The sequence below is a fragment of the Achromobacter agilis genome (assembly GCF_900496965.1).
Taxonomy (GTDB): Bacteria; Pseudomonadota; Gammaproteobacteria; order Burkholderiales; family Burkholderiaceae_B; genus Achromobacter; species Achromobacter agilis.
The window spans coordinates 29,959-48,401 of the sequence record NZ_UFQB01000006.1 but is presented as its reverse complement, the minus strand read 5'-3'; the positions used below and the strand labels follow the sequence as shown (position 1 = coordinate 48,401).

Here is an 18,443-nt window from a genome sequence, read left to right as displayed (position 1 = left end):
TTCATCATGCCGATTTGCGTCATCGCGCAACCCATCCACCCCATCGGCGCGCAGATTCTGCGCGAGGCCGGCGTGGAGGTGCGCCAATCTCCCGGGCCCGGCCTGGATTCCCTGCGCGAGATCATCGCCGAGGCCGACGCGGTCATCGTCCGCGACAGCCTTCCCGCCGCGCTCATGGACGCGGCGCCGCGCCTGTGCGTCATCGCCAACCACGGCACGGGCACGGACAAGATCGACGTCTCCCATGCAGAGTCGAAAGGCATACCCGTCGTTTTCACTCCCGATGCGAACGTGCGCTCGGTCGCGGAGCATGCGCTGATGCTGATGCTTGCCACCGCCCGCCAGGCCGTGCAGGCGGACGCCGCGACGCGCAAGGGCCATTGGCGTTTCAAGTATGAACAGCCCCTGTTCTCGCTCTGCGGAAAAACGCTGGGCATCGTGGGCTGGGGCCGCACCGGCCGCTTGCTCTGCGACATGGCCGCGCGGGCGCTGGACATGCGCGTCGTCGTCTGGTCGCCCAGCCTGCCCGCCGACGGCTTGCCGCCATCCGGCGCGACCCGCGTCGACACGCTGCATGAACTGCTGCGGACGTCGGACGTCGTGTCGCTGCATCGGCCATTGCGCGGCGACACCCGGCACACGCTGGACAAGGCGGCGCTGGAGCAGATGAAACCCGGCGCCATCGTCATCAATACGTCCCGGGGCGGGCTCATCGACGAATCGGCCCTGGCGGACGCCCTGCGCGACGGGCGCATCTACGGCGCCGGGCTGGACGTCTTCGAAACAGAGCCGCTGCCTGCGGGGTCCGTGGTCGCCGGGCTGCCCAACGTCGTGCTCACTCCGCATGTCGCCGGTTCCACCCAGGAGGCCCTGGAGGCGACCGCCCGCCAATGCGCTGAACAGATCCTTTCGGTACTCGCCGGCCGGCAGCCTGCCCATCTTGTGCATCCTCAGGCGTGGGACCGCCGCCGCCAGCCAGCATCTTCCAACTTCGCCGAGCGCCAGCCATGAATCCTCCGATCGTCACGTTGACCCAGGGCCATCTGCCCCTGCTCATTTCCATTCCCCACGGCGGCGAATGCCTGCCCGAGCCATTCCTGCGCCGCATGACGCCCGCCGCCCACAAGATCGCGGATACCGATTGGCATCTCGCGCGCCTCTATGGCTTCGCCCGCGCGATGGGCGCTTCGGTGCTGCAGGCCAACTATTCGCGCTACATCATCGACGTCAACCGACCGGCCGACGGCGCGAGCCTTTACCCGGGAACCACCACCACCGGCTTGTGCCCGACCGAGAGTTTTGTCGGCGAAGCCCTGTACCGCGCCGACGCCGCCCCGCCGGACGAGCAAGAGACGGCGGAGCGCATCGCCCGGTACTGGCAGCCCTATCACGACGCGTTGCAGCAGGAGCTGGCGCGCTTGCGCGAGAAGCATGCCCACGTATTGCTCTGGGAAGCCCACTCCATCGCCAATGAGCTGCCCCGCCTTTTCGAAGGACAGTTGCCTGACTTGAACATCGGCACATTCAGCGGCGCCGCGTGCGCGCCCGCGCTGCGCGAAGCCGCTGTCGCCGCAGCCAGCGCCAGTCCCTTCAGTTGGGTCATCGACGCGCGCTTCAAGGGGGGCTACATCACCCGCAACTACGGCCGCCCCCAATCCGGCGTGCATGCCGTTCAGCTCGAAATGTCGCGGCACCTCTATATGGAGGAAGGAGAGCCTTACGCCTATCGCGAGGACCGGGCGGCCGCGGTGCTTCCCACCGTAGAAAGCATGGTCAGGAACACGCTGCGGGCGCTGGAAGGGCTGCAATGAACGGGAGACGGCCATGACGACACTCTCCGACATCCGGACCTATGTGCGCCAGCTTCGCCTGCGCGGGGTCGAATCGGTCGAGATCCGGGAGGGCGAGCGCTTGGTCAGCATCCGGATCGACGTGCCCGCGGTTTCCGAGGGCGCCGCCACGCCGGAGGCCGCGCCCACCCCGGATTCCTCTCTCATCGACGTGCGCAGCGCCACGCTGGGCCGGTTGCTGCGCAGCCATGCCGACAGGCTGCCGGTTCAGATCGAGCCGGGCGACGAGGTAAGCCAGGGCCAGCTGCTGGCGCTGGTGGCCCTGGATGAAAACCTCGTGTCCGTGCATGCGCCCGTGGATGGCTCGATCGGCGCCGTGCTGGGGGCCGAGGGCCAGATCGTGGATTACGGCATGCCCCTATTCCAACTCAAGCCAAGGCAGCGCTGAGCGATGACCCAGAACACCCAATTGATCCTCGACATGATCGATCTGGTCGCCGAAGAACGCATCGCGGAGCTCTATGTCAGCGAACCCGCCTTCGGCGTCCGTATCCGCCGGCGTGCAGGCAGCGTAGATTCCGCCCCGCCTCCCGGCTCCGCAGCGCCCCCCGGCATGCCCGCTTCCGAGCCGCAGGCGGCCGCCGCAGCGCCGACCTCCCAGACAGTCGCCGCCCCGTTGGCGGGCGCTTTCTACCGGGCTTCCAGCCCGGGGGGAGAGCCCTTGGCGCGCGAAGGCGGCTGGGCGGCTGCGGGAGCGCCCCTGTGCGTCATCGAAGCGATGAAGATGTTGACCGAAGTGGCCGCCCCCCAAGCCGGCACGATCGTCCGGGTGCTGTGCGAGGACGGGCAGATGGTCGAGCAAGGGCAGGCGTTGTTCATTCTTGAACCCGGCGAGGCCGACCATGTTTCGTAAGATTCTCATCGCCAATCGTGGCGAAATCGCCTTGCGCATACAGCGGGCCTGCCACGAGCTGGGCGTCCAGACCGTCATCGTGCACTCCGAAGCGGACCGAGATGCTTCCTACCTGCAGCAGGCCGACGAAGCGCTCTGCATCGGGCCGGCTGCCTCCGCGGACAGCTACCTCAACACTTCCGCCATTCTTGCCGCCGCCAGGCTGACGGGCGCGCAGGCGGTCCACCCCGGCTATGGCTTCCTCAGCGAGAACGGCGGCTTCGCCGAGGCCGTGGAGGCTGCGGGCATGACGTTCATCGGCCCGGCCCCATCGGCGATCCGCATGATGGGCGACAAAGTCAAAGCCAAACAGGCCATGCAAGAATCGGGGGTGCCTTGCGTGCCGGGATCGGACGGCGTGCTGCCCGATGACGCCCAGGCCATATTGCGGCAAGCCGGAAGGATAGGCTTTCCGCTGATCATCAAGGCGGCGGGCGGCGGCGGGGGCCGGGGAATGCGCGTGGTCGAGTCCGAAAGCGGCTTGCAGGCGGCGGTGGAAACGACGCGTGCCGAAGCGCGGGCGGCTTTCGGCAATCCGGATCTTTACATGGAGCGCTTCCTGCAGCAGCCCCGCCACATCGAAATCCAGGTACTGGCCGACCACCACGGCCAGGCCGTCTGGCTGGGCGAACGCGACTGCTCCATGCAGCGGCGGCACCAGAAAGTCGTAGAGGAGTCTCCCGCCCCCGGCGTCGATCGCCAGGCTATCGAGGCGATCGGCGAACGCTGCGCCAGCGCATGCAGGTCGATCGGCTATCGGGGCGCGGGCACGTTCGAGTTCCTGTATGAGGACGGCGAGTTCTACTTCATCGAAATGAACACGCGGCTGCAGGTCGAGCACCCCGTCACCGAACTCACGACCGGCATCGACATCGTGCAGATGCAGATCCGCATCGCGGCCGGAGAGCCCCTGCCCTGGCGCCAGGACCAGATCCGGCGCCACGGCCATGCGATCGAATGCCGGATCAATGCCGAGAATGCCGCGTCCTTCCTGCCTTCCCCGGGCCGCATCACGCACTGGCGGCCGCCGGGCGGGCCGGGCTTGCGGGTGGATTCGCATGCCTATGCCGGCTATACGGTGCCGCCGCACTACGATTCGATGATCGGAAAATTCATCGCATTCGGCGACACGCGCGAGCAGGCGCTCGCCCGCATGCGGGTCGCGCTGCGCGAGGCCGTCGTGCAAGGCATCGACACGAACATCCCGCTGCACCGCGACCTGTTCTCGGATCCCGTCTTCTGCCTGGGCGGCGCGGGTATCCATCATCTTGAATCCTGGATAGCATCACGGCATACCGCCGCGGCTTAGTCCCAGCCAGCCGCGGCTCGTGAAAGCCCGGCGGCTTCACCGCACGTCATTTCCACTCTACTGAAAGGAAATCCCATGAGCTTGATCGAACAGAAATTCGCCAGACTCTCCACTGACAACGCGCCTGGCCAGGAAGTCCGCCAGCGCGCTGAGGGGTTGGATGCCCTGCTGAAAGGCGACACGCTGCCCGGCACACCGGTGGACTTTTCGCACGGCGACGTGAACGAAAGCGCATTCGCGCCCACGCCCGGCTCCCTGGAAGCCTTCGTCGCCGGCGTGGAAAGCGGAGGCGAGCAGGCCTATACGGAGTATCGCGGGCGCGCCGACCTGCGCGCCCGCGTGGCGGAGCACCTGGGGCGGTTCACCGGCAGCCCGGTTTCGGGCTCGGACGAACTGATCATCACCCCGGGCACGCAGGGAGCCCTGTTCCTGTCCATCGCCTCCACCGTCGCGCCCGGCGACAAGGTGGCGATCGTGCGGCCCGACTATTTCGCCAATCGCAAGCTGGTCGAATTCATCGGCGGCGAAATTGTCCCGATCGAGATGGATTACCTGAATAACGCCGACCGCGCGGGCCTGGACCTGGGCCAGCTCGAGTCGGCCTTCAAGGCGGGGGTGAAGACTTTCCTGTTCTCCAACCCCAACAATCCGGCCGGGGTGGTCTATTCGAAGGACGAGATCGGACAGATCGCCGCGCTTGCCAACCAGTACCGGGCGACGGTCATCGTCGACCAGCTGTACTCGCGCCTGCGCTATGCGGGCGTCGAATATACGCACCTGCGCGCGGCCGGGATCGACCCCGGCAACGTCATCACCATCATGGGCCCCTCCAAGACCGAATCCCTGAGCGGCTACCGCCTGGGCGTGGCTTTTGGCGCCCCGAAGCTGCTCGACCGCATGGAAAAGCTGCAGGCCATCGTGTCGCTCCGGGCTCCCGGCTACTGCCAGGCCGTGCTGCGCACGTGGTTCGAGGAGCCCGAAAGCTATATGGAGGAACGGATCCAGCAGCACCAGGCCATCCGCGACGACCTGCTGCGCGTGCTCCGCTCGGTGGAAGGCCTGGCCGCCCGCACGCCCCAGGCAGGAAGCTATCTGTTTCCCAGGCTGCCCAAGCTGACGGTGTCCCCGCAGGATTTCGTGCGCATCCTGCGCCGCCAGGCCGGCGTGACGGTAACCCCCGGCACGGAGTTCAGCCCCGATACCGGCGACAGCTTCCGCCTCAATTTCTCGCAGAACCACGCCGCGGCGCTGCACGCGATCGAGCGGACGGTCGAGCTCATCGCCCGCTACCGCGCTTAACGACAGGAGATTTCCTATGACACGCAAGGCATTTTCCAGCGACCGCACGCCCCCGCCCGCCGGTACCTACAGCGTCGCCATCCAGGCCCAGGGCCTCATATTCCTTTCCGGCCAGACGCCGCGCGACGTCCACAACGTGCGCCACGGCGACAAGCCCTTCGCCGAACAGGCGCGGATGGCCCTCGACAATCTCCAGGCCGCGGCGGAAGCGGCGGGCTCGTCGCTGCGCGACGCGGTCAAGGTCAGCGTCTTCCTGAAAAACCCGGCCGATGCCAAGGAGTTCGACGCCATCTATGCCGGCTATGTCGGCGATCCGCCTCCCGCGCGAACCCTGACCCAGTCCAATTTCGCGGGTTTCGACATCGAAGTGGACGCGGTGCTGCTGGCCCGCCAGGCCTGACGGCCCGGGCGGAACTATCCTGACTTGGAGGGACTTTCAATCATGAGCGCACGCAGCGGGCTCATCAACGAGACAAGCAAGGGCGTCTACGTGATCGCCGCCACCCCGTTCGCCGACAACGGCGAACTGGACCTGGAAAGCGTCGACAGCCTGACGGATTTCTACCTGGAGAAAGGCGTAACCGGCCTCACGATACTGGGCATGATGGGCGAGGCGCCCAAGCTGACGGAGGCCGAGACCACAACAGTGATGCGGCGCGTGCTGAAGCGCGTGGAAGGCGGCGTTCCGGTAGTCGTCGGCGTAAGCGATGCATCGGACCGCAACGTCGAGCGCCTGTCGCATGAAGCGATGTCGCTCGGGGCGGCGGGCGTCATGATTGCGCCCGTGCCGAACCTGAAGACGGACGAGCAGGTCTACGCGTACTACGCGAACATCGCCACCCTGCTCGGCCGGGACATCCCGATCTGCCTGCAGGATTTCCCCCAATCCACGGGCGTGCATACGTCGGTCGCGGTGATACACCGCCTCGTCGACGCCTTTCCGCAGATCGTCATGCTCAAGCACGAGGACTTTCCCGGCATGCGCAAGCTGAGCCAGGTCCGCGAAAAAAGCGTGGCGGACGGCAGGCGGCGCATCAGTATCCTGGTGGGCAATGGCGGCCTGTTCCTGCCGCAGGAAATGCTGCGCGGCGCCGATGGCGCCATGACCGGGTTCGCCTATCCCGAGATGCTGGTGCAGGTCTGCCGCCTGTTCCACGAGGGGAAGCCGGAAGAAGCGGAGGACCTGTTCAACATCTACCTGCCCTTGCTGCGGCATGAGTTCCAGTATGGCATCGGCCTGGCCCTGCGCAAAGAAACGCTGCGCAGGCGCGGCGCGATCCGTTCCGCCTACGTGCGCCGTCCGGGCCCGGCGCTGGACGCCACGGACCATGCCGAACTGGCGCGCCTGATCGGCAGGCTGGAAGCCGCATTGGCCTGAAGCCGCGGGGTTTCCGTCAATCACGGAACCCCTGCCCCCGCACGTACTCGGCCAGGAACTCCACGCATGCGCGGATCTTGGCCGAGGCGTTCAGGCGCGAGGGGTAGACGGCCCAGATATTGGCCTCCTGGCGATACGCCGGCAGCACCTGGACCAGCTTGCCTTGGGCGATCAGCGGCCCCACGTCCCAGGCCGAGCGCAGGATGATTCCCCGGCCATCCACCGCCCATTGCACGACCATTTCACCGTTGTTGGCCGATAGCGGCCCGCGCACCTTGACCGTGTGTTCCCGGCTTCCACGGCGCATGCGCCAAACACCGAAGGGGTGGTCGCGCTCCTTGATGACCAGGCAGTCGTGGGCAGCCAGTTCGGCCAGGGTGCGCGGCGCGCTTCGCGCCTGCAGATACGAGGGCGCGGCGCACAGCACGCGATGATTGCTGGCAAGCTTGCGCGCGATGACGTGCGGCGCGATGTCGTCGCCCACGCGCACGTCCAGGTCATACCCTTCCGCCGCCACGTCGACCAGGCGGTCGAACACCTCGAAACGGACCTGCACCGCCGGGTGCTGGGCGGCGAACGCGGACAGCGCGGGCGCCACCACGCGGCGGCCGAATCCGAAGCTGCTGCAGACCCGCAGCAAGCCGCGGGGTTCGCGCCGGGTAATGCCGACCTCCTCGACCAGGTGGTCCACATCGTCGAGGATGCGCTGCGCCCAGTGGTAGACGCGCTCGCCCGCCTCGCTGATCACGACGCGCCGGGTGGTGCGATGGAACAGGGTCGTGCCCAGGCTGTCCTCGAGCAGACGGATGCGCTTGGTGACGTAGGCGGGCGACATGCCCAGGGCCTCGGCCGCGCCGGAGAAACTGGAAGCGCGCACCACCGCGCACAGGACGCGCAAGTCGGCGGGAAGGAAATCATTATTCATGATTCGTGCATAGTCATTTCACAGGACGGCCTATTGTAGATAGGACGTGCGGACGCCTACCATCGTTCCCATTCCTTTTTTTCACCTCTAGACTCGAGCAATCATGTCCCACGTTTTCAAGATCGCCGCCATCGCCGGCGACGGCATCGGCAAAGAAGTCATGCCCGAGGGCCTGCGGGCGGTCCAAGCCGCCGCCAAGCGCTTCGGCCTGTCGCTGCAGATCGACACCTTCCCCTGGGCCAACTGCGATTACTACGCGCAGCACGGCGAAATGATGCCTCCCGACTGGAAGGCGCAGCTGCAGGGCTACGACGCCATCTTCTTCGGCGCGGTGGGCTGGCCCGAAACAGTGCCGGATCACGTATCGCTGTGGGGATCGCTGCTGAAGTTCCGCCGCGAGTTCGACCAGTACATCAACCTGCGCCACGTGCGGCTATTCGACGGCGTGCCCTGCCCGCTGGCCGGGCGCAAGGCGGGCGATATCGATTTCTTCATCGTCCGCGAGAACACCGAGGGCGAATACACCAACCTGGGCGGGCGCCTGTTCGCCGACACGGACCGGGAAATCGTCATCCAGGAATCGGTGTTCACGCGGCACGGCACCGACCGCGTCATGCGCTATGCCTTCGAGCTGGCCAACCGGCGCGAGCGCAAGACGCTGACGGTGGCGACCAAGAGCAACGGTATCGCGGTCAGCATGCCGTGGTGGGACGAACGGGCCGACGCCATGGCCCGGCAATACCCGGACATCCGGACCGATAAGCAGCACATCGACATCCTCGCCGCGCGTTTCGTGCTGCAGCCGCAGCGTTTCGATGTGGTGGTGGCGTCCAACCTGTTCGGCGACATCCTGTCGGACCTGGGGCCGGCATGCACCGGCACGATCGGCATCGCCCCGTCGGCGAACCTGAATCCCGAACGCGTATTCCCCTCGCTGTTCGAGCCCGTCCACGGATCGGCGCCGGACATCTACGGCAAGGGCATTGCCAATCCGATCGCGATGATCTGGTCGGGCGCGTTGATGCTGCAGTTCCTGGGCAGCCAGGAAGCGCATGACGCCATCCTCCGGGCGATCGAGCACTGCCTGCAGAACGGCCCCCGCACGCCCGACCTCGGCGGCCAGGCCGGCACCGAAGATCTCGGCCGTGCCATTGCCGGGCACATCGAGGCCGCAGCCTGAGGCAGCCCTACGCTGCCCAAACCGGGCGGCATCAGCCGGCGCGCGACAGCATGCTGTCGCGCAGCCGCAGTACGGATGCGCATGACGTGTCGCGATGTGTCACGAGCGACAAGGACAGCGCGCCATGCGCATCGGCATCGGCCAGCGGCACGAACGTCACATGCGGCGTGGAGTAGGCCCGCGTCACGCCGGGCACCAATGCCAGGCCCATGCCGCTGGCCACCAGGCTGACCAGGGTCTGCACCTGGATCGCCTCCTGACTGATGCGCGGGGAAAACCCCGCCTTGCGGCATAGCGCCTGAGCCACGCCGTGCAGGCCCGGCACCTTGAGAGGCGAATACAGCACAAAGTTCTCGGCGCGCGCCCGCTCCAGGCGGACCGGCCCGCCCGAAGCCAGCGGATGCCCCGCCGGCACCGCCAGGATCAGGTCGTCGCGCTCGACCACCCAGGAATCCAGCGCCGCGTCTTCGGCCAGCGGGCCGCGTACGAGGCCGGCGTCGATATCGTTGGCGCGCAGCATGGCCACCAGGCCGATCGTGCTGTCCTCGCGCAGGTCCAGTTGCAGGTCTGGATATTCAGCACGGAACGCAGGCAGGCAGCGCGGCAGCAGCATGTAGGTGGCCGACCCGACGAATCCCAGCCGCAGCAGGCCCCACTCGCCCAACGCCACACGGCGGGCGGCCTGGCGCGCCTGTTCGGAATGAAACAGCGCGCGGCGGGCGTCGGCCATCAACGCCTGCCCGGCAGGCGTCGGCGTTACCCCCTTGGCGCCGCGCACCAGCAGCGGCACCCCCACCGCATGTTCCAGCTTCTGGATCGATACCGATAGCGCGGGCTGCGCAATGTGCAGCAGATCGGCGGCGCGCCGGTAGCTGCCCTGTTCCGCAATGGTCACGAACTGCCGAAGCTGCCGTAGATCGATAGCCATAACAAATTCCATATCACCCAATACCTAAGCCATATTAGACGTGTATGTGCAGGGGCGATAGCATTTCCCCCATGACAGTCTCTCCCCACTCCCAAGCCGGCGCGCTGGGCGGCGTGCGCATCCTGGACCTGACTTCCGTGGTGTTCGGCCCCTATGCGTCGCAGATACTCGCCGACTACGGCGCCGATGTGATCAAGATCGAAGCGCCGGCGGGAGACTCCACGCGCCGCACCGGCCCATCGCAGGAACCGGGGCTGGCCGCCATCTTCCTGGGCCTGAACCGCAACAAGCGCAGCGTCGTGCTGGACTTGAAGCAAGCCGAGGCGCGGCAGGCGCTGTTGACGATGGTGGATCAGGCCGACGTGCTGATGCACAGCATGCGGCCCGCCAAGATGGCCGCGCTGGGGTTGGGCCCGGATACGCTGTGCGCGCGCAACCCGCGGCTGGTGTATGCCGGCCTGTACGGGTTCGGCGCGGGCGGCGCCTACGACGGTCGGCCTGCGTATGACGACATCATCCAGGGCCTGTCAGGCTTTGCCGACCTCGTCGACCGCCAGACCGGCGAACCGCGCTACCTGCCCACGGTGGCTGCCGACAAGACCTGCGGCCTGATCGCCGCGCACGCCATCCTCGCGGCGTTGTTCCAGCGCGAGCGCACCGGCGCGGGGCAGCAGCTGGAAGTGCCCATGTTCGAAAGCATGGCCTCCTATGCGCTGGTCGAGCATTACTACGGCCGGCACCTGGCCGACGAACCCGGCGAAGCCGGCTATCCGCGCGTGCTTACGCCCTGGCGCAAACCCTGCCGCACGGCCGATGGCCATGTCTGCCTGATGCCCTACACCGATGCCCATTGGCGCGACTTCTTCCGTGCCGCGGATCGCCCCGATCTGGCGGAAGACGCGCGCTTTGCGGATATCTCCGCACGAACGCGGCACATCGAGGCGCTGTACGAACTGCAGGCCGAAATCGTCGCGGGACGCGATACCGCCTATTGGCTGGCCTTATGCGAACAGCTGGAGATTCCGGCCGCGCCCGTCAACCGCCTCCAGGACCTGGAAGCCGATCCGCATTTGCAAAGCGTGGATTTCTTCGTGCCTCTGGAGAGCGCATCGGGCAGCCGCTACCGCTTTCCCCGCAACCCCGTGCGCCTGCAGCGCTCCCACGTGCCGGCCGCGATGCCGCCGCGCCTGGGCGAACATACGCGCGACGTGCTGCGGGAAGCGGGCCTGGATGAGGCCCATATCTCGACGCTCCTGGAAGCGGGCGCCGCCCGCGACGCGCTCTCCACCCCCCTCGACAACGACAAGGACCCGGCATGACCGCAGACCGCAACCCCACCGCCATCGCACAACTCGGCCAGGGCTATTACTGGCAGGACCTGGCCGTGGGCCAGCGCTTCCATACGTTCCGCCGCACGGTTACCGAGACCGACATCGTGAACTTCATCAGCGTGACGGGAATGCTGGAAACCATTTTTATCGACGCCACCTACGCGCACGGCGCCATCCAGGGCCGCCCCGCTCCCGGCGCGCTGACCTACGGCCTGATCGAGGGATTGATCATGCAGGGCATGGTGCAGGGCACTGGGCTGGCACTGCTGGAAGTCCACAAGAAAATGCTGGCGCCCGTGGTTGCGGGCGACACCATCTGGGCGGAAATCGAAGTCACCGGCGTACGCCCCACCTCGCAGCACAACCGGGCGGTCGTAACGTCCGCCATCGAAGTGCGGAACCAGCACGGCAAGCCGGTAATGGCCTACACGGCCACGCGCATGCTCGCGGGCAGGCCCGACGCCTGATCGGGCGGCAAAGCGTCCCGTCCAGAGGGCGCTGCTGCCAGGACGCGATCCGCGTTCATCCAAAAAAACACAAGGAGACAAACCATGAAGAAAGTACTGCTGGCGGGCAGCCTAGCCATCCTGGCGTTGGGAAGCGCGGCAAGCGCCCAAGCCGCCTGGCCCGAACGCCCTGTCACGATGGTGGTGCCGTTCCCGCCCGGCGGCCCCACCGACCTGGTCGCGCGCGTGCTGGCCAAGCAGCTGACCGACCAGCTGGGCCAGACGGTCGTGGTCGAGAACAAGGGCGGCGCCAACGGCAACATCGGCATGCAATACGCGGCCGCCGCCAAGCCCGACGGCTATACCGTGCTTTACAACACGTCGTCGATCGCCCTGAGCCCCAACCTCTACCGGTCGCTGGCATTCGATCCGGTCAAGGACTTCGCGCCGGTCTCGTCCACGGCGGTCATCCCGCTGGTGCTGCTGGTACATCCGTCGGTGCCGGCGAAAGACACGCAGGCGTTCGTGCAGTATGCGCGCCAGCATCCGGGCAAACTGTCGTATGGCTCGGCGGGCGCTGGCAATGTCACTCACCTGGGCGCCCTGTTGCTGCTGCGCTCGCTCGAGATCGATGCGGTGCACGTGCCCTATCGCGGCAGCGCCCCGGCCATGACGGATCTGGTCGGAGGGCAGGTGCAAGTAATGACGAACACGCTGAACGATTCGCTCGGCTTCATCCGGGAAGGAAAACTGCGCGCGCTGGCGGTGACCAGCAGCGCGCGCAGCGGCCAGTTGCCCGACGTGCCGACCGTGGCGGAAACGGCGGTGCCCGGATTCGAGATGGGAGCGTGGCAGGGTGTGGTGGTGCCGGCCGGCACGCCGGAGCCGGTCATTGAAAAACTGAACGCCGAAATCCGACGCGCGCTGCAATCGCCCGAAATGCAGAAGCAGCTCAAGGCCCAAGGCGCGCAGGCGCTAGGATCCACGCCGCAGGAATACGCGGCCTACATCAAAAGCGAAATCTCGCGCTGGGGCGAAGTGGTGAAGGCCGCCAACGTGAAGCTGGATTGAAGCGCCGGCCCCCCCAACGGGGGGCAGCAAGCACGCGCAACGTGTGCAGCGTGGGGGCTCCGCGCCGCCGCCGGGCCGCCCCAAGGCGGCGCAGCCCCCTCGGGGGGCAGCAAGCACGCGCAGCGTGCGCGGCGTGGGGGCTCCCCCTCAGCGGCCGGCGGCCTTGGCGCTGATGCCGTTGGCCACGCCCATGTCGACCTTAGGCACGTCGCGGATCAGCACGCGCACGTCTTCGCCCGAGATATCGATGCTGGCGCAAACGGCCTGATTCAGCGCGGCGATCAAGGCCGCCTTCTTGGCCTCGTCGCGGCCTTCAATCAGCGCCACGTCCACGCGCGCCATGCGTTTGCCAATCTCGCCGGCCACGATCACGTTTTCCGCGGGCACTTCCTGCAGCACGATACGCACACTGGGCAGCGGCGCGGCAATGCTTTCGACGACGGCGTTGGACGCCGCCTTCAACAGGGTCGCTTTCTGGGCGGCCGAGTGGCCTTGCATGATCTGGACATTCAAAATGGGCATGACGGCTTCCGATATTCCGAATAGGGGCAACCGGCCTGAGCGGCCGGCGGACCATCATATCCGGACTTTGCCCATGCGCAGGCACAGTCCGGATACGGGTCTTCCCTGTCAGGCCGCCTTGTCGCGGTGCTCCAGCTCGGGCTCCGCCTCAGCGGCGACAGGCGCCTCGTCGGCAGGTGGCGTGTCGGCCAGGGCCGGCGTAACCAGCTCCACGACCTTCTTGCGCGACAGCATGCCGATGAACTCGTCGTCCTCGCCCGTCACCGCCACCGGCTGGTCGCTATGGACCAGTTGGGCCAGCACTTCGCCCAGGCCAGCCGTGGCCGGCACGGACGCCAGGTCCTCGACGTAGCGGGAGATGTCGCGCACGCCGTCCTGGATGGCCTTTTCCGCCGCCTCGGCGGTCAGCACGCCTGCCAGGCGCTTGCCGTCCAGCACCGGCGCGTACTCGTAGTCCAACGCGCGCATGCGGTCCATGGCGTGCGCGGGGCGCGAGCGCATGGTCAGCGTCAGGCGCGCGGGGTTCACGGCATGCGTGGCGTTGAGCACCTTGGTGCGGTTCACGTCCTGCAGGAACGATTGCACGTAATCGTTGGCCGGATTCAGCAGGATGTCTTCCGGCGTGCCTTCCTGCACCAGCTCTCCGTCCTTCAGGATGGCGATGCGGTTGCCCAGGCGCAGGGCCTCGTCCAGATCGTGCGTGATGAACACGATGGTCTTGTTCAGCTTTGCCTGCAATTGCAGCAGTTGATCCTGCATTTCGCGGCGGATCAACGGGTCCAGCGCCGAGAACGCTTCGTCCATCAGCAGGATTTCAGCGTCGGTGGCCAGCGCGCGCGCCAAACCCACCCGCTGCTGCATGCCGCCCGACAACTGATGCGGATACTGGTTTTCAAAACCCGCCAGCCCCACTTGCTCAAGCCAGTCGCGGGCGCGCTTCTCGCGTTCGGCGCGGCCCACGCCCTGCACGGTCAGGCCGTAGGCGGCGTTGTCCAGCACCGTGCGATGCGGGAACAAACCGAAGCGCTGGAACACCATGCTCATCTTCTTTTGACGGAAGACTTCCAGGTCGCGCTTGTTCAGGCTGACCACGTCCACCCCATCGACCAGGATATGGCCGGCGCTGGGTTCGATCAGCCGGTTGAAGTGGCGGATCAGCGTGGACTTGCCGGAACCCGACAGCCCCATGATGACGTAGATGCTGCCCTCTTCGATGGACAGGCTGATATCGCGCAAGCCCAGCGTGTGGCCGCTTTCAGCCAGCAACTGTTCCTTGCTCATGCCGTTCTGGGCGGCTTGCAGCCATTTCTTCGGATGCGAGCCGAAGACCTTGTAGATGTTCTTGACCTCGATCTTGCTCATCGCTGGCCTCCCATGCGCATGCGCTGTCCATACGATTGCGTGATCCGGTCGAACAGCACGGCCAGCACCACGATACCCAAGCCCGCCAGCAGGCCGCGGCCGACTTCCAGGCGGTTGATCCCCAGCAGCACTTCATAGCCCAGGCCGCGCGCGCCGATCATCGACGCGATCACTACCATCGACAAGGCCATCATCGTGGTCTGGTTGATGCCGGCCATGATGTTGGGCAGGGCCAGCGGCAGCTGCACGCCGAACAATTGCTGGCGCGGGTTGGCGCCGAACGCGCGCGACGCTTCCAGCACTTCACGGTCGACCAGGCGGATGCCCAGGTCGGTCAGGCGAATTAGCGGCGGCACGGCGTAGATCACGGTGGCGATGATGGCGGGGATCTTGCCCAGGCCAAACAACATCACAACGGGGATCAGGTACACAAAGCTGGGCATGGTCTGCATCACGTCCAGCACCGGCAGCATGATGGAGCGCAGCCAGTTCACTCGCGCCATCAGCACGCCCAGCGGGATGCCGATCAAAACCGACAGGCCGGCGGCCATGATCATCAGCGCCAGCGTCTGCATGCCGGCGTCCCACAGGCCCAGGACGCCGATCACGCACAACAGCGCGCCCATTGCCAGGCTCAGGCCGATGCGGCGGCTCACGCCCCAGGCGATCGCCACTGTCACCACGACCACCGCCCACCAGGGCGAGCTGCGCAGCAGCTGCTCCAGCCAGACCAGCGCATGCAGGACCGGCTGCGACATGGTCTCCAGCGTGTCCGCGTAATTGGTGACCAGGTGATCGACAAACCCGTCGATCGCCCCCCGGACCTGCCGGGCGGGAATAATTTCAGGAAACATTCGTTCTACTCCATTCTGGCGCGCTCATCGCCCGTGTCGCCGCAGGCCGCGGCATCGCGCAAGACAATGAAACCAGGGGGCTTCCGTGGCGGAAGCGGCCCGCCAAATCGGCGGCACGAGCGCGCATCGGGCCGGGCAACGGTGCCCGGCCGGCGGCCATCCCGGCAAAGCAGTCCGGCCCGGGGATGGGCCGGTACGCGCCACGGTGGCGCGCAGCCAGGCTCACGGCAGGTTAGAGCGCGCTTTGGACGCGCCCGGCGACGTCGGCGGGGACCCACTTGGTCCAGACGTCGGGCTTGGTCTTCAGGAACCACTTGGCCACGGCGGCGGACTCGTCGCCGGTCTCTTCCATGTGGGCCAGGGTTTCGTTGATCACCGGCAGCGGCACCGACACCTTGGACAGGAATTCGGTGAGCTTGGGGGCCTCCTCCGAGAACTTGGTGTTTACGGCGGTGAAGACGGGGTTGTCAGGATAGGCGCTGGGCTCGGGATTGGCGCACTTGGGCGCCGTCAGGCACTTGTGCTTTTCCGCGTCATAGGGCGGCATGTCCAGCTTGACCAGGTCCATCGAGCCGACCAGCGGCGTGGGCGACCAGTAGTAGAAGACAACGTTCTGCTTGCGCTTGTAGGCCGACATCAGGGCCGCCTTCTGCGCCGCGCCCGTGCCGGGCGAATACAGGGTGTATGTGTCTTGCAGCTTCAAGGCGTGGAACAGGTTGTTGCTGGTCACTTCGCAGCCCCAGCCTGCCGGGCAGCCGTAGAAACGGCCCTTGCCGGGCTCTTCCGGATCCTTGAACTGGTCCTTGAACTTCGGCAGGTCGGCCGCGGATTTCAATTCCGGCAGGCGCTCGGCCGTGTAGCGCGGGATGTACCAGCCTTCGGCGCCCATGTAGAGATCGCCGATGCGCTTGACCTTGCCGGTCTTCTCGGCGCGGTCCCAGGGATCGGCGACGCTGTTCAGCCAGATCTCGGTGTTGATGTCCAGGTCGCCGCGCTCGAGCGCGGCCAGGGCGGGCAGGGTTTCGGTAGGCAGGGTTTCGGTCTTGCAACCATAGCCCTTTTCCATGATGAAGCGTTCGACGTCAACCAGAACCAGGTTGGATTCCCAGTTCATGGCGCCGAAATTGACAGGACGCTTGAGTTCGCATTGGGCGGCATCGGCGGCCTGGGCCGAACCGGCGAATGCAAAGAACACGGCCGCGGCGGCCAGGGTCTTGACGGGGGTGAAACGCATTGGCTTTTGCCTCCATAGGTTCAGGGACACACGTCGGGCTGGGCCCGTGGGTGCCATGGAGCTAAGGGGGTTGTGCGGAAGACGGGCTGAACCGCCAATACAAACCGACACTAGCAACAAGACTGGCCGCGAGGATGCGGAGTCTTGCAAGACAGGAGTTTCAAAAACGCGGTTTTTGAAAACCCACAGAAAGTGAACAAACTGAACGAAGAAGCGAGCATCTTAAACGAAATTGATGCTCAGCCCAACCCTAGGTTTGAATAAAACAGATACATCCAGGGGAAAAAGCGTCCGGGATAACCCCGATCGACCACGGGTAAATCGCAGTTTTCCCCTAAGGAACTTTGATTCGGAATCAAAGACACATTCAGTAAATAATATATTCTTATTAATACATTCCAGTAGTTTCAAAACCGCCGGAAACGGCCTTTTCGGCCACCTGCGGGGGCATATCCCGGCCGTGCGCCACGCCTGAATATGCCCCCGCCGCGGTTTTTACCGCCACCGGAAGGGCAGCGCTAGCGCCCCTCTCCATACATATAGTCCCGCCGCCACGGATAAGCGAGGTCCGCCGGGTTGTCTAGCTCATCCGGACGCCCGGTGGCCGGCGGCTGCGCCAGTATCTGGTGCAGCGCGATCCAACCGTGCTCGAACCCCATGGCGCACCCCGCAAGGTAGAGCCGGTACGCCCGCAGCGAGCGTTCGCCCTGCTCGCCCCCCAGGATCCGGGCCGCCTCGGGCAACCGCGCCTCCAGCGCATCGCTCCACGCCCATAGCGTGCGCGCATAATGCGGCCGCAGGTTTTCCACGTCCACTTCTTCCAGGCCGCCGTTGGTCATGGCTTCCATCACGACGCTGATATGGGTCAGCTCGCCGCCGGGGAAGATGTACTTTTCGATGAACTCGCCCATGCCATTGCCCAGTTCGGCGTTGTAGACGCCCGCCGCCGTAATACCATGGTTCATGATCAGGCCGCCCGGCTTGAGCAGGCGGCGCAGCTTGGCGAAATACCCCTCCAACTGCGCGCGTCCCACGTGCTCGAACATGCCGACCGAGGCAATCTTGTCGTAGGGGACGGATTCGTCGAGCTTGCGGTAGTCCAGCAGCGCCATGCGGACGCGGCCTGCCAGGCCCTTCTCCTCGATCAAGCGGCTGACGTGCGCGTGCTGGTTGCGCGACAGCGTAATGCCGGTGGCATCGACGCCATAGTTCTCGGCGGCCCAGAGCAGCAGCCCGCCCCACCCTGCGCCCACGTCCAGGAAGCGTTCGCCGTCCCGCAGGCGCAGTTTGCGGCAGATGTGGTCCAGCTTGGCCTCCTGGGCCTGGGCCAGCGTCATGCCGGGCTGGCGGAAGTAGGCGCAGGAGTACACCCGGCGCGGGTCCAGCCAAAGCGCGTAGAAATCGTCGGACAGGTCGTAATGGAATTCGATCTGCTTCGCGTCGCGCTCCACCGAGTGCCGCCAGACCGACATGACCTTGCGGACCAGCTCGGTCAGCCAGCCGCCCCGGGCCGCATCCACCGGCGAGCCCGGCAAAAGCGCCGCGGCGGCCGTCATGACGTCGCGCATATTGCCTTCGATATCGATGCGGCCTTCGACGTAGTCCTGCCCCAGGATGCCGACGGCGCCTTCGGCCAGGTGGGCCAGCGCGGTCTTGTCATGGGCCACGAACCGGACCCGCGGATCGGGCGGCCCCAGCACGGCGCCGTCGGGCAACACCAACTGGACGGTCAAGGGCAAGGCCTGCAGCTTGCGTTCCACCACAGACAACAAAGGATTCACGGCTACTCCCCTGGATGCGTACGGACGCCAACGACTTTATCGGAAAATCGTTGAAACTTGCATGTAAGGCTACGCGTGATA

The 18,443-nt window shown here is 66.1% G+C and carries 19 protein-coding genes; 12 read left to right on the top strand and 7 right to left on the bottom strand.

The genetic code is table 11. The annotated features are described in order from the left end of the window. Window positions 1–6 precede the first annotated feature (6 nt). From AGI3411_RS09150 to AGI3411_RS09115, 8 genes are all read left to right on the top strand, one after another. Window positions 7–1,011: a hydroxyacid dehydrogenase gene (locus AGI3411_RS09150; RefSeq protein ID WP_129527066.1), complete on the top strand. Its 1,005-nt coding sequence runs from the start codon at window positions 7–9 to the stop codon at window positions 1,009–1,011. Then, on the top strand, window positions 1,008–1,811 hold the full coding sequence (gene hutG / locus AGI3411_RS09145; RefSeq protein WP_129527065.1) for an N-formylglutamate deformylase: 804 nt from the start codon (window positions 1,008–1,010) through the stop codon (window positions 1,809–1,811). Before AGI3411_RS09150 ends, hutG begins: the two co-directional genes overlap by 4 nt. A 13-nt stretch (window positions 1,812–1,824) precedes the next feature. Next, complete coding sequence (locus AGI3411_RS09140) at window positions 1,825–2,238, top strand: acetyl-CoA carboxylase biotin carboxyl carrier protein (RefSeq protein ID WP_129527064.1); 414 nt, start codon at window positions 1,825–1,827, stop codon at window positions 2,236–2,238. Window positions 2,239–2,241: 3 nt separating this feature from the next. After that, a complete protein-coding gene (locus tag AGI3411_RS09135; protein ID WP_129527063.1) occupies window positions 2,242–2,703 on the top strand; it encodes an acetyl-CoA carboxylase biotin carboxyl carrier protein in 462 nt (153 codons plus the stop codon). After that, window positions 2,693–4,051: an acetyl-CoA carboxylase biotin carboxylase subunit gene (accC, locus tag AGI3411_RS09130; RefSeq protein WP_129527062.1), complete on the top strand. Its 1,359-nt coding sequence runs from the start codon at window positions 2,693–2,695 to the stop codon at window positions 4,049–4,051. Before AGI3411_RS09135 ends, accC begins: the two co-directional genes overlap by 11 nt. Before the next feature lie 75 nt (window positions 4,052–4,126). Continuing rightward, a complete protein-coding gene (locus AGI3411_RS09125) occupies window positions 4,127–5,350 on the top strand; it encodes a pyridoxal phosphate-dependent aminotransferase (RefSeq protein ID WP_129527061.1) in 1,224 nt (407 codons plus the stop codon). Window positions 5,351–5,366: 16 nt separating this feature from the next. Beyond that, the gene (locus AGI3411_RS09120; protein ID WP_043541754.1) at window positions 5,367–5,750 is read left to right on the top strand and encodes a RidA family protein; all 384 of its coding nucleotides are present in this window, start codon (window positions 5,367–5,369) and stop codon (window positions 5,748–5,750) included. A gap of 42 nt (window positions 5,751–5,792) precedes the next feature. Further along, entirely contained in the window at window positions 5,793–6,728 is a 936-nt protein-coding gene (locus tag AGI3411_RS09115; protein ID WP_129527060.1) for a dihydrodipicolinate synthase family protein, read from the top strand. Between the two features lie 16 nt (window positions 6,729–6,744). Here the strand turns inward: AGI3411_RS09115 and AGI3411_RS09110 are convergent, their stop codons facing one another. Next, entirely contained in the window at window positions 6,745–7,653 is a 909-nt protein-coding gene (locus AGI3411_RS09110; RefSeq protein WP_129527059.1) for a LysR substrate-binding domain-containing protein, read from the bottom strand. A gap of 103 nt (window positions 7,654–7,756) precedes the next feature. Between AGI3411_RS09110 and AGI3411_RS09105 the strand changes: the two genes are divergently transcribed. After that, window positions 7,757–8,833, top strand: coding sequence for a tartrate dehydrogenase (locus tag AGI3411_RS09105; protein WP_129527058.1), 1,077 nt, complete (start codon window positions 7,757–7,759; stop codon window positions 8,831–8,833). A gap of 31 nt (window positions 8,834–8,864) precedes the next feature. Here AGI3411_RS09105 and AGI3411_RS09100 read toward each other — a convergent pair whose 3' ends face one another. After that, window positions 8,865–9,761 carry a LysR family transcriptional regulator gene (locus tag AGI3411_RS09100; RefSeq protein WP_244240300.1) on the bottom strand — a complete coding sequence of 299 codons (897 nt, stop codon included), beginning with the start codon at window positions 9,759–9,761 and terminating at the stop codon, window positions 8,865–8,867. 71 nt (window positions 9,762–9,832) lie between these two features. Between AGI3411_RS09100 and AGI3411_RS09095 the strand changes: the two genes are divergently transcribed. The 3 genes from AGI3411_RS09095 to AGI3411_RS09085 all read left to right on the top strand — a co-directional run bounded on the left by AGI3411_RS09095 (window position 9,833) and on the right by AGI3411_RS09085 (window position 12,609). Beyond that, a complete protein-coding gene (locus tag AGI3411_RS09095; protein ID WP_129527056.1) occupies window positions 9,833–11,080 on the top strand; it encodes a CaiB/BaiF CoA transferase family protein in 1,248 nt (415 codons plus the stop codon). Beyond that, window positions 11,077–11,559 carry a MaoC family dehydratase gene (locus tag AGI3411_RS09090; RefSeq protein ID WP_129527055.1) on the top strand — a complete coding sequence of 161 codons (483 nt, stop codon included), beginning with the start codon at window positions 11,077–11,079 and terminating at the stop codon, window positions 11,557–11,559. The genes AGI3411_RS09095 and AGI3411_RS09090 overlap by 4 nt, the downstream gene beginning before the upstream one ends. 84 nt (window positions 11,560–11,643) lie before the next feature. Next, window positions 11,644–12,609 (top strand): Bug family tripartite tricarboxylate transporter substrate binding protein, encoded by a 966-nt coding sequence (locus AGI3411_RS09085; protein WP_129527054.1) that lies wholly within the window; start codon window positions 11,644–11,646, stop codon window positions 12,607–12,609. Window positions 12,610–12,756: 147 nt separating this feature from the next. Here the strand turns inward: AGI3411_RS09085 and AGI3411_RS09080 are convergent, their stop codons facing one another. From AGI3411_RS09080 to AGI3411_RS09060, 5 genes are all read right to left on the bottom strand, one after another. Next, the gene (locus AGI3411_RS09080) at window positions 12,757–13,131 is read right to left on the bottom strand and encodes a tautomerase family protein (protein WP_043541762.1); all 375 of its coding nucleotides are present in this window, start codon (window positions 13,129–13,131) and stop codon (window positions 12,757–12,759) included. Between the two features lie 108 nt (window positions 13,132–13,239). Continuing rightward, on the bottom strand, window positions 13,240–14,493 hold the full coding sequence (locus AGI3411_RS09075) for a quaternary amine ABC transporter ATP-binding protein (protein ID WP_129527053.1): 1,254 nt from the start codon (window positions 14,491–14,493) through the stop codon (window positions 13,240–13,242). Next, window positions 14,490–15,347: an ABC transporter permease gene (locus tag AGI3411_RS09070; protein WP_129527052.1), complete on the bottom strand. Its 858-nt coding sequence runs from the start codon at window positions 15,345–15,347 to the stop codon at window positions 14,490–14,492. The genes AGI3411_RS09075 and AGI3411_RS09070 overlap by 4 nt, the downstream gene beginning before the upstream one ends. A gap of 232 nt (window positions 15,348–15,579) precedes the next feature. Further along, window positions 15,580–16,581, bottom strand: coding sequence for an ABC transporter substrate-binding protein (locus AGI3411_RS09065; RefSeq protein WP_129527051.1), 1,002 nt, complete (start codon window positions 16,579–16,581; stop codon window positions 15,580–15,582). Between the two features lie 518 nt (window positions 16,582–17,099). Further along, on the bottom strand, window positions 17,100–18,362 hold the full coding sequence (locus AGI3411_RS09060) for a class I SAM-dependent methyltransferase (RefSeq protein WP_129527050.1): 1,263 nt from the start codon (window positions 18,360–18,362) through the stop codon (window positions 17,100–17,102). Window positions 18,363–18,443: the final 81 nt, after the last annotated feature.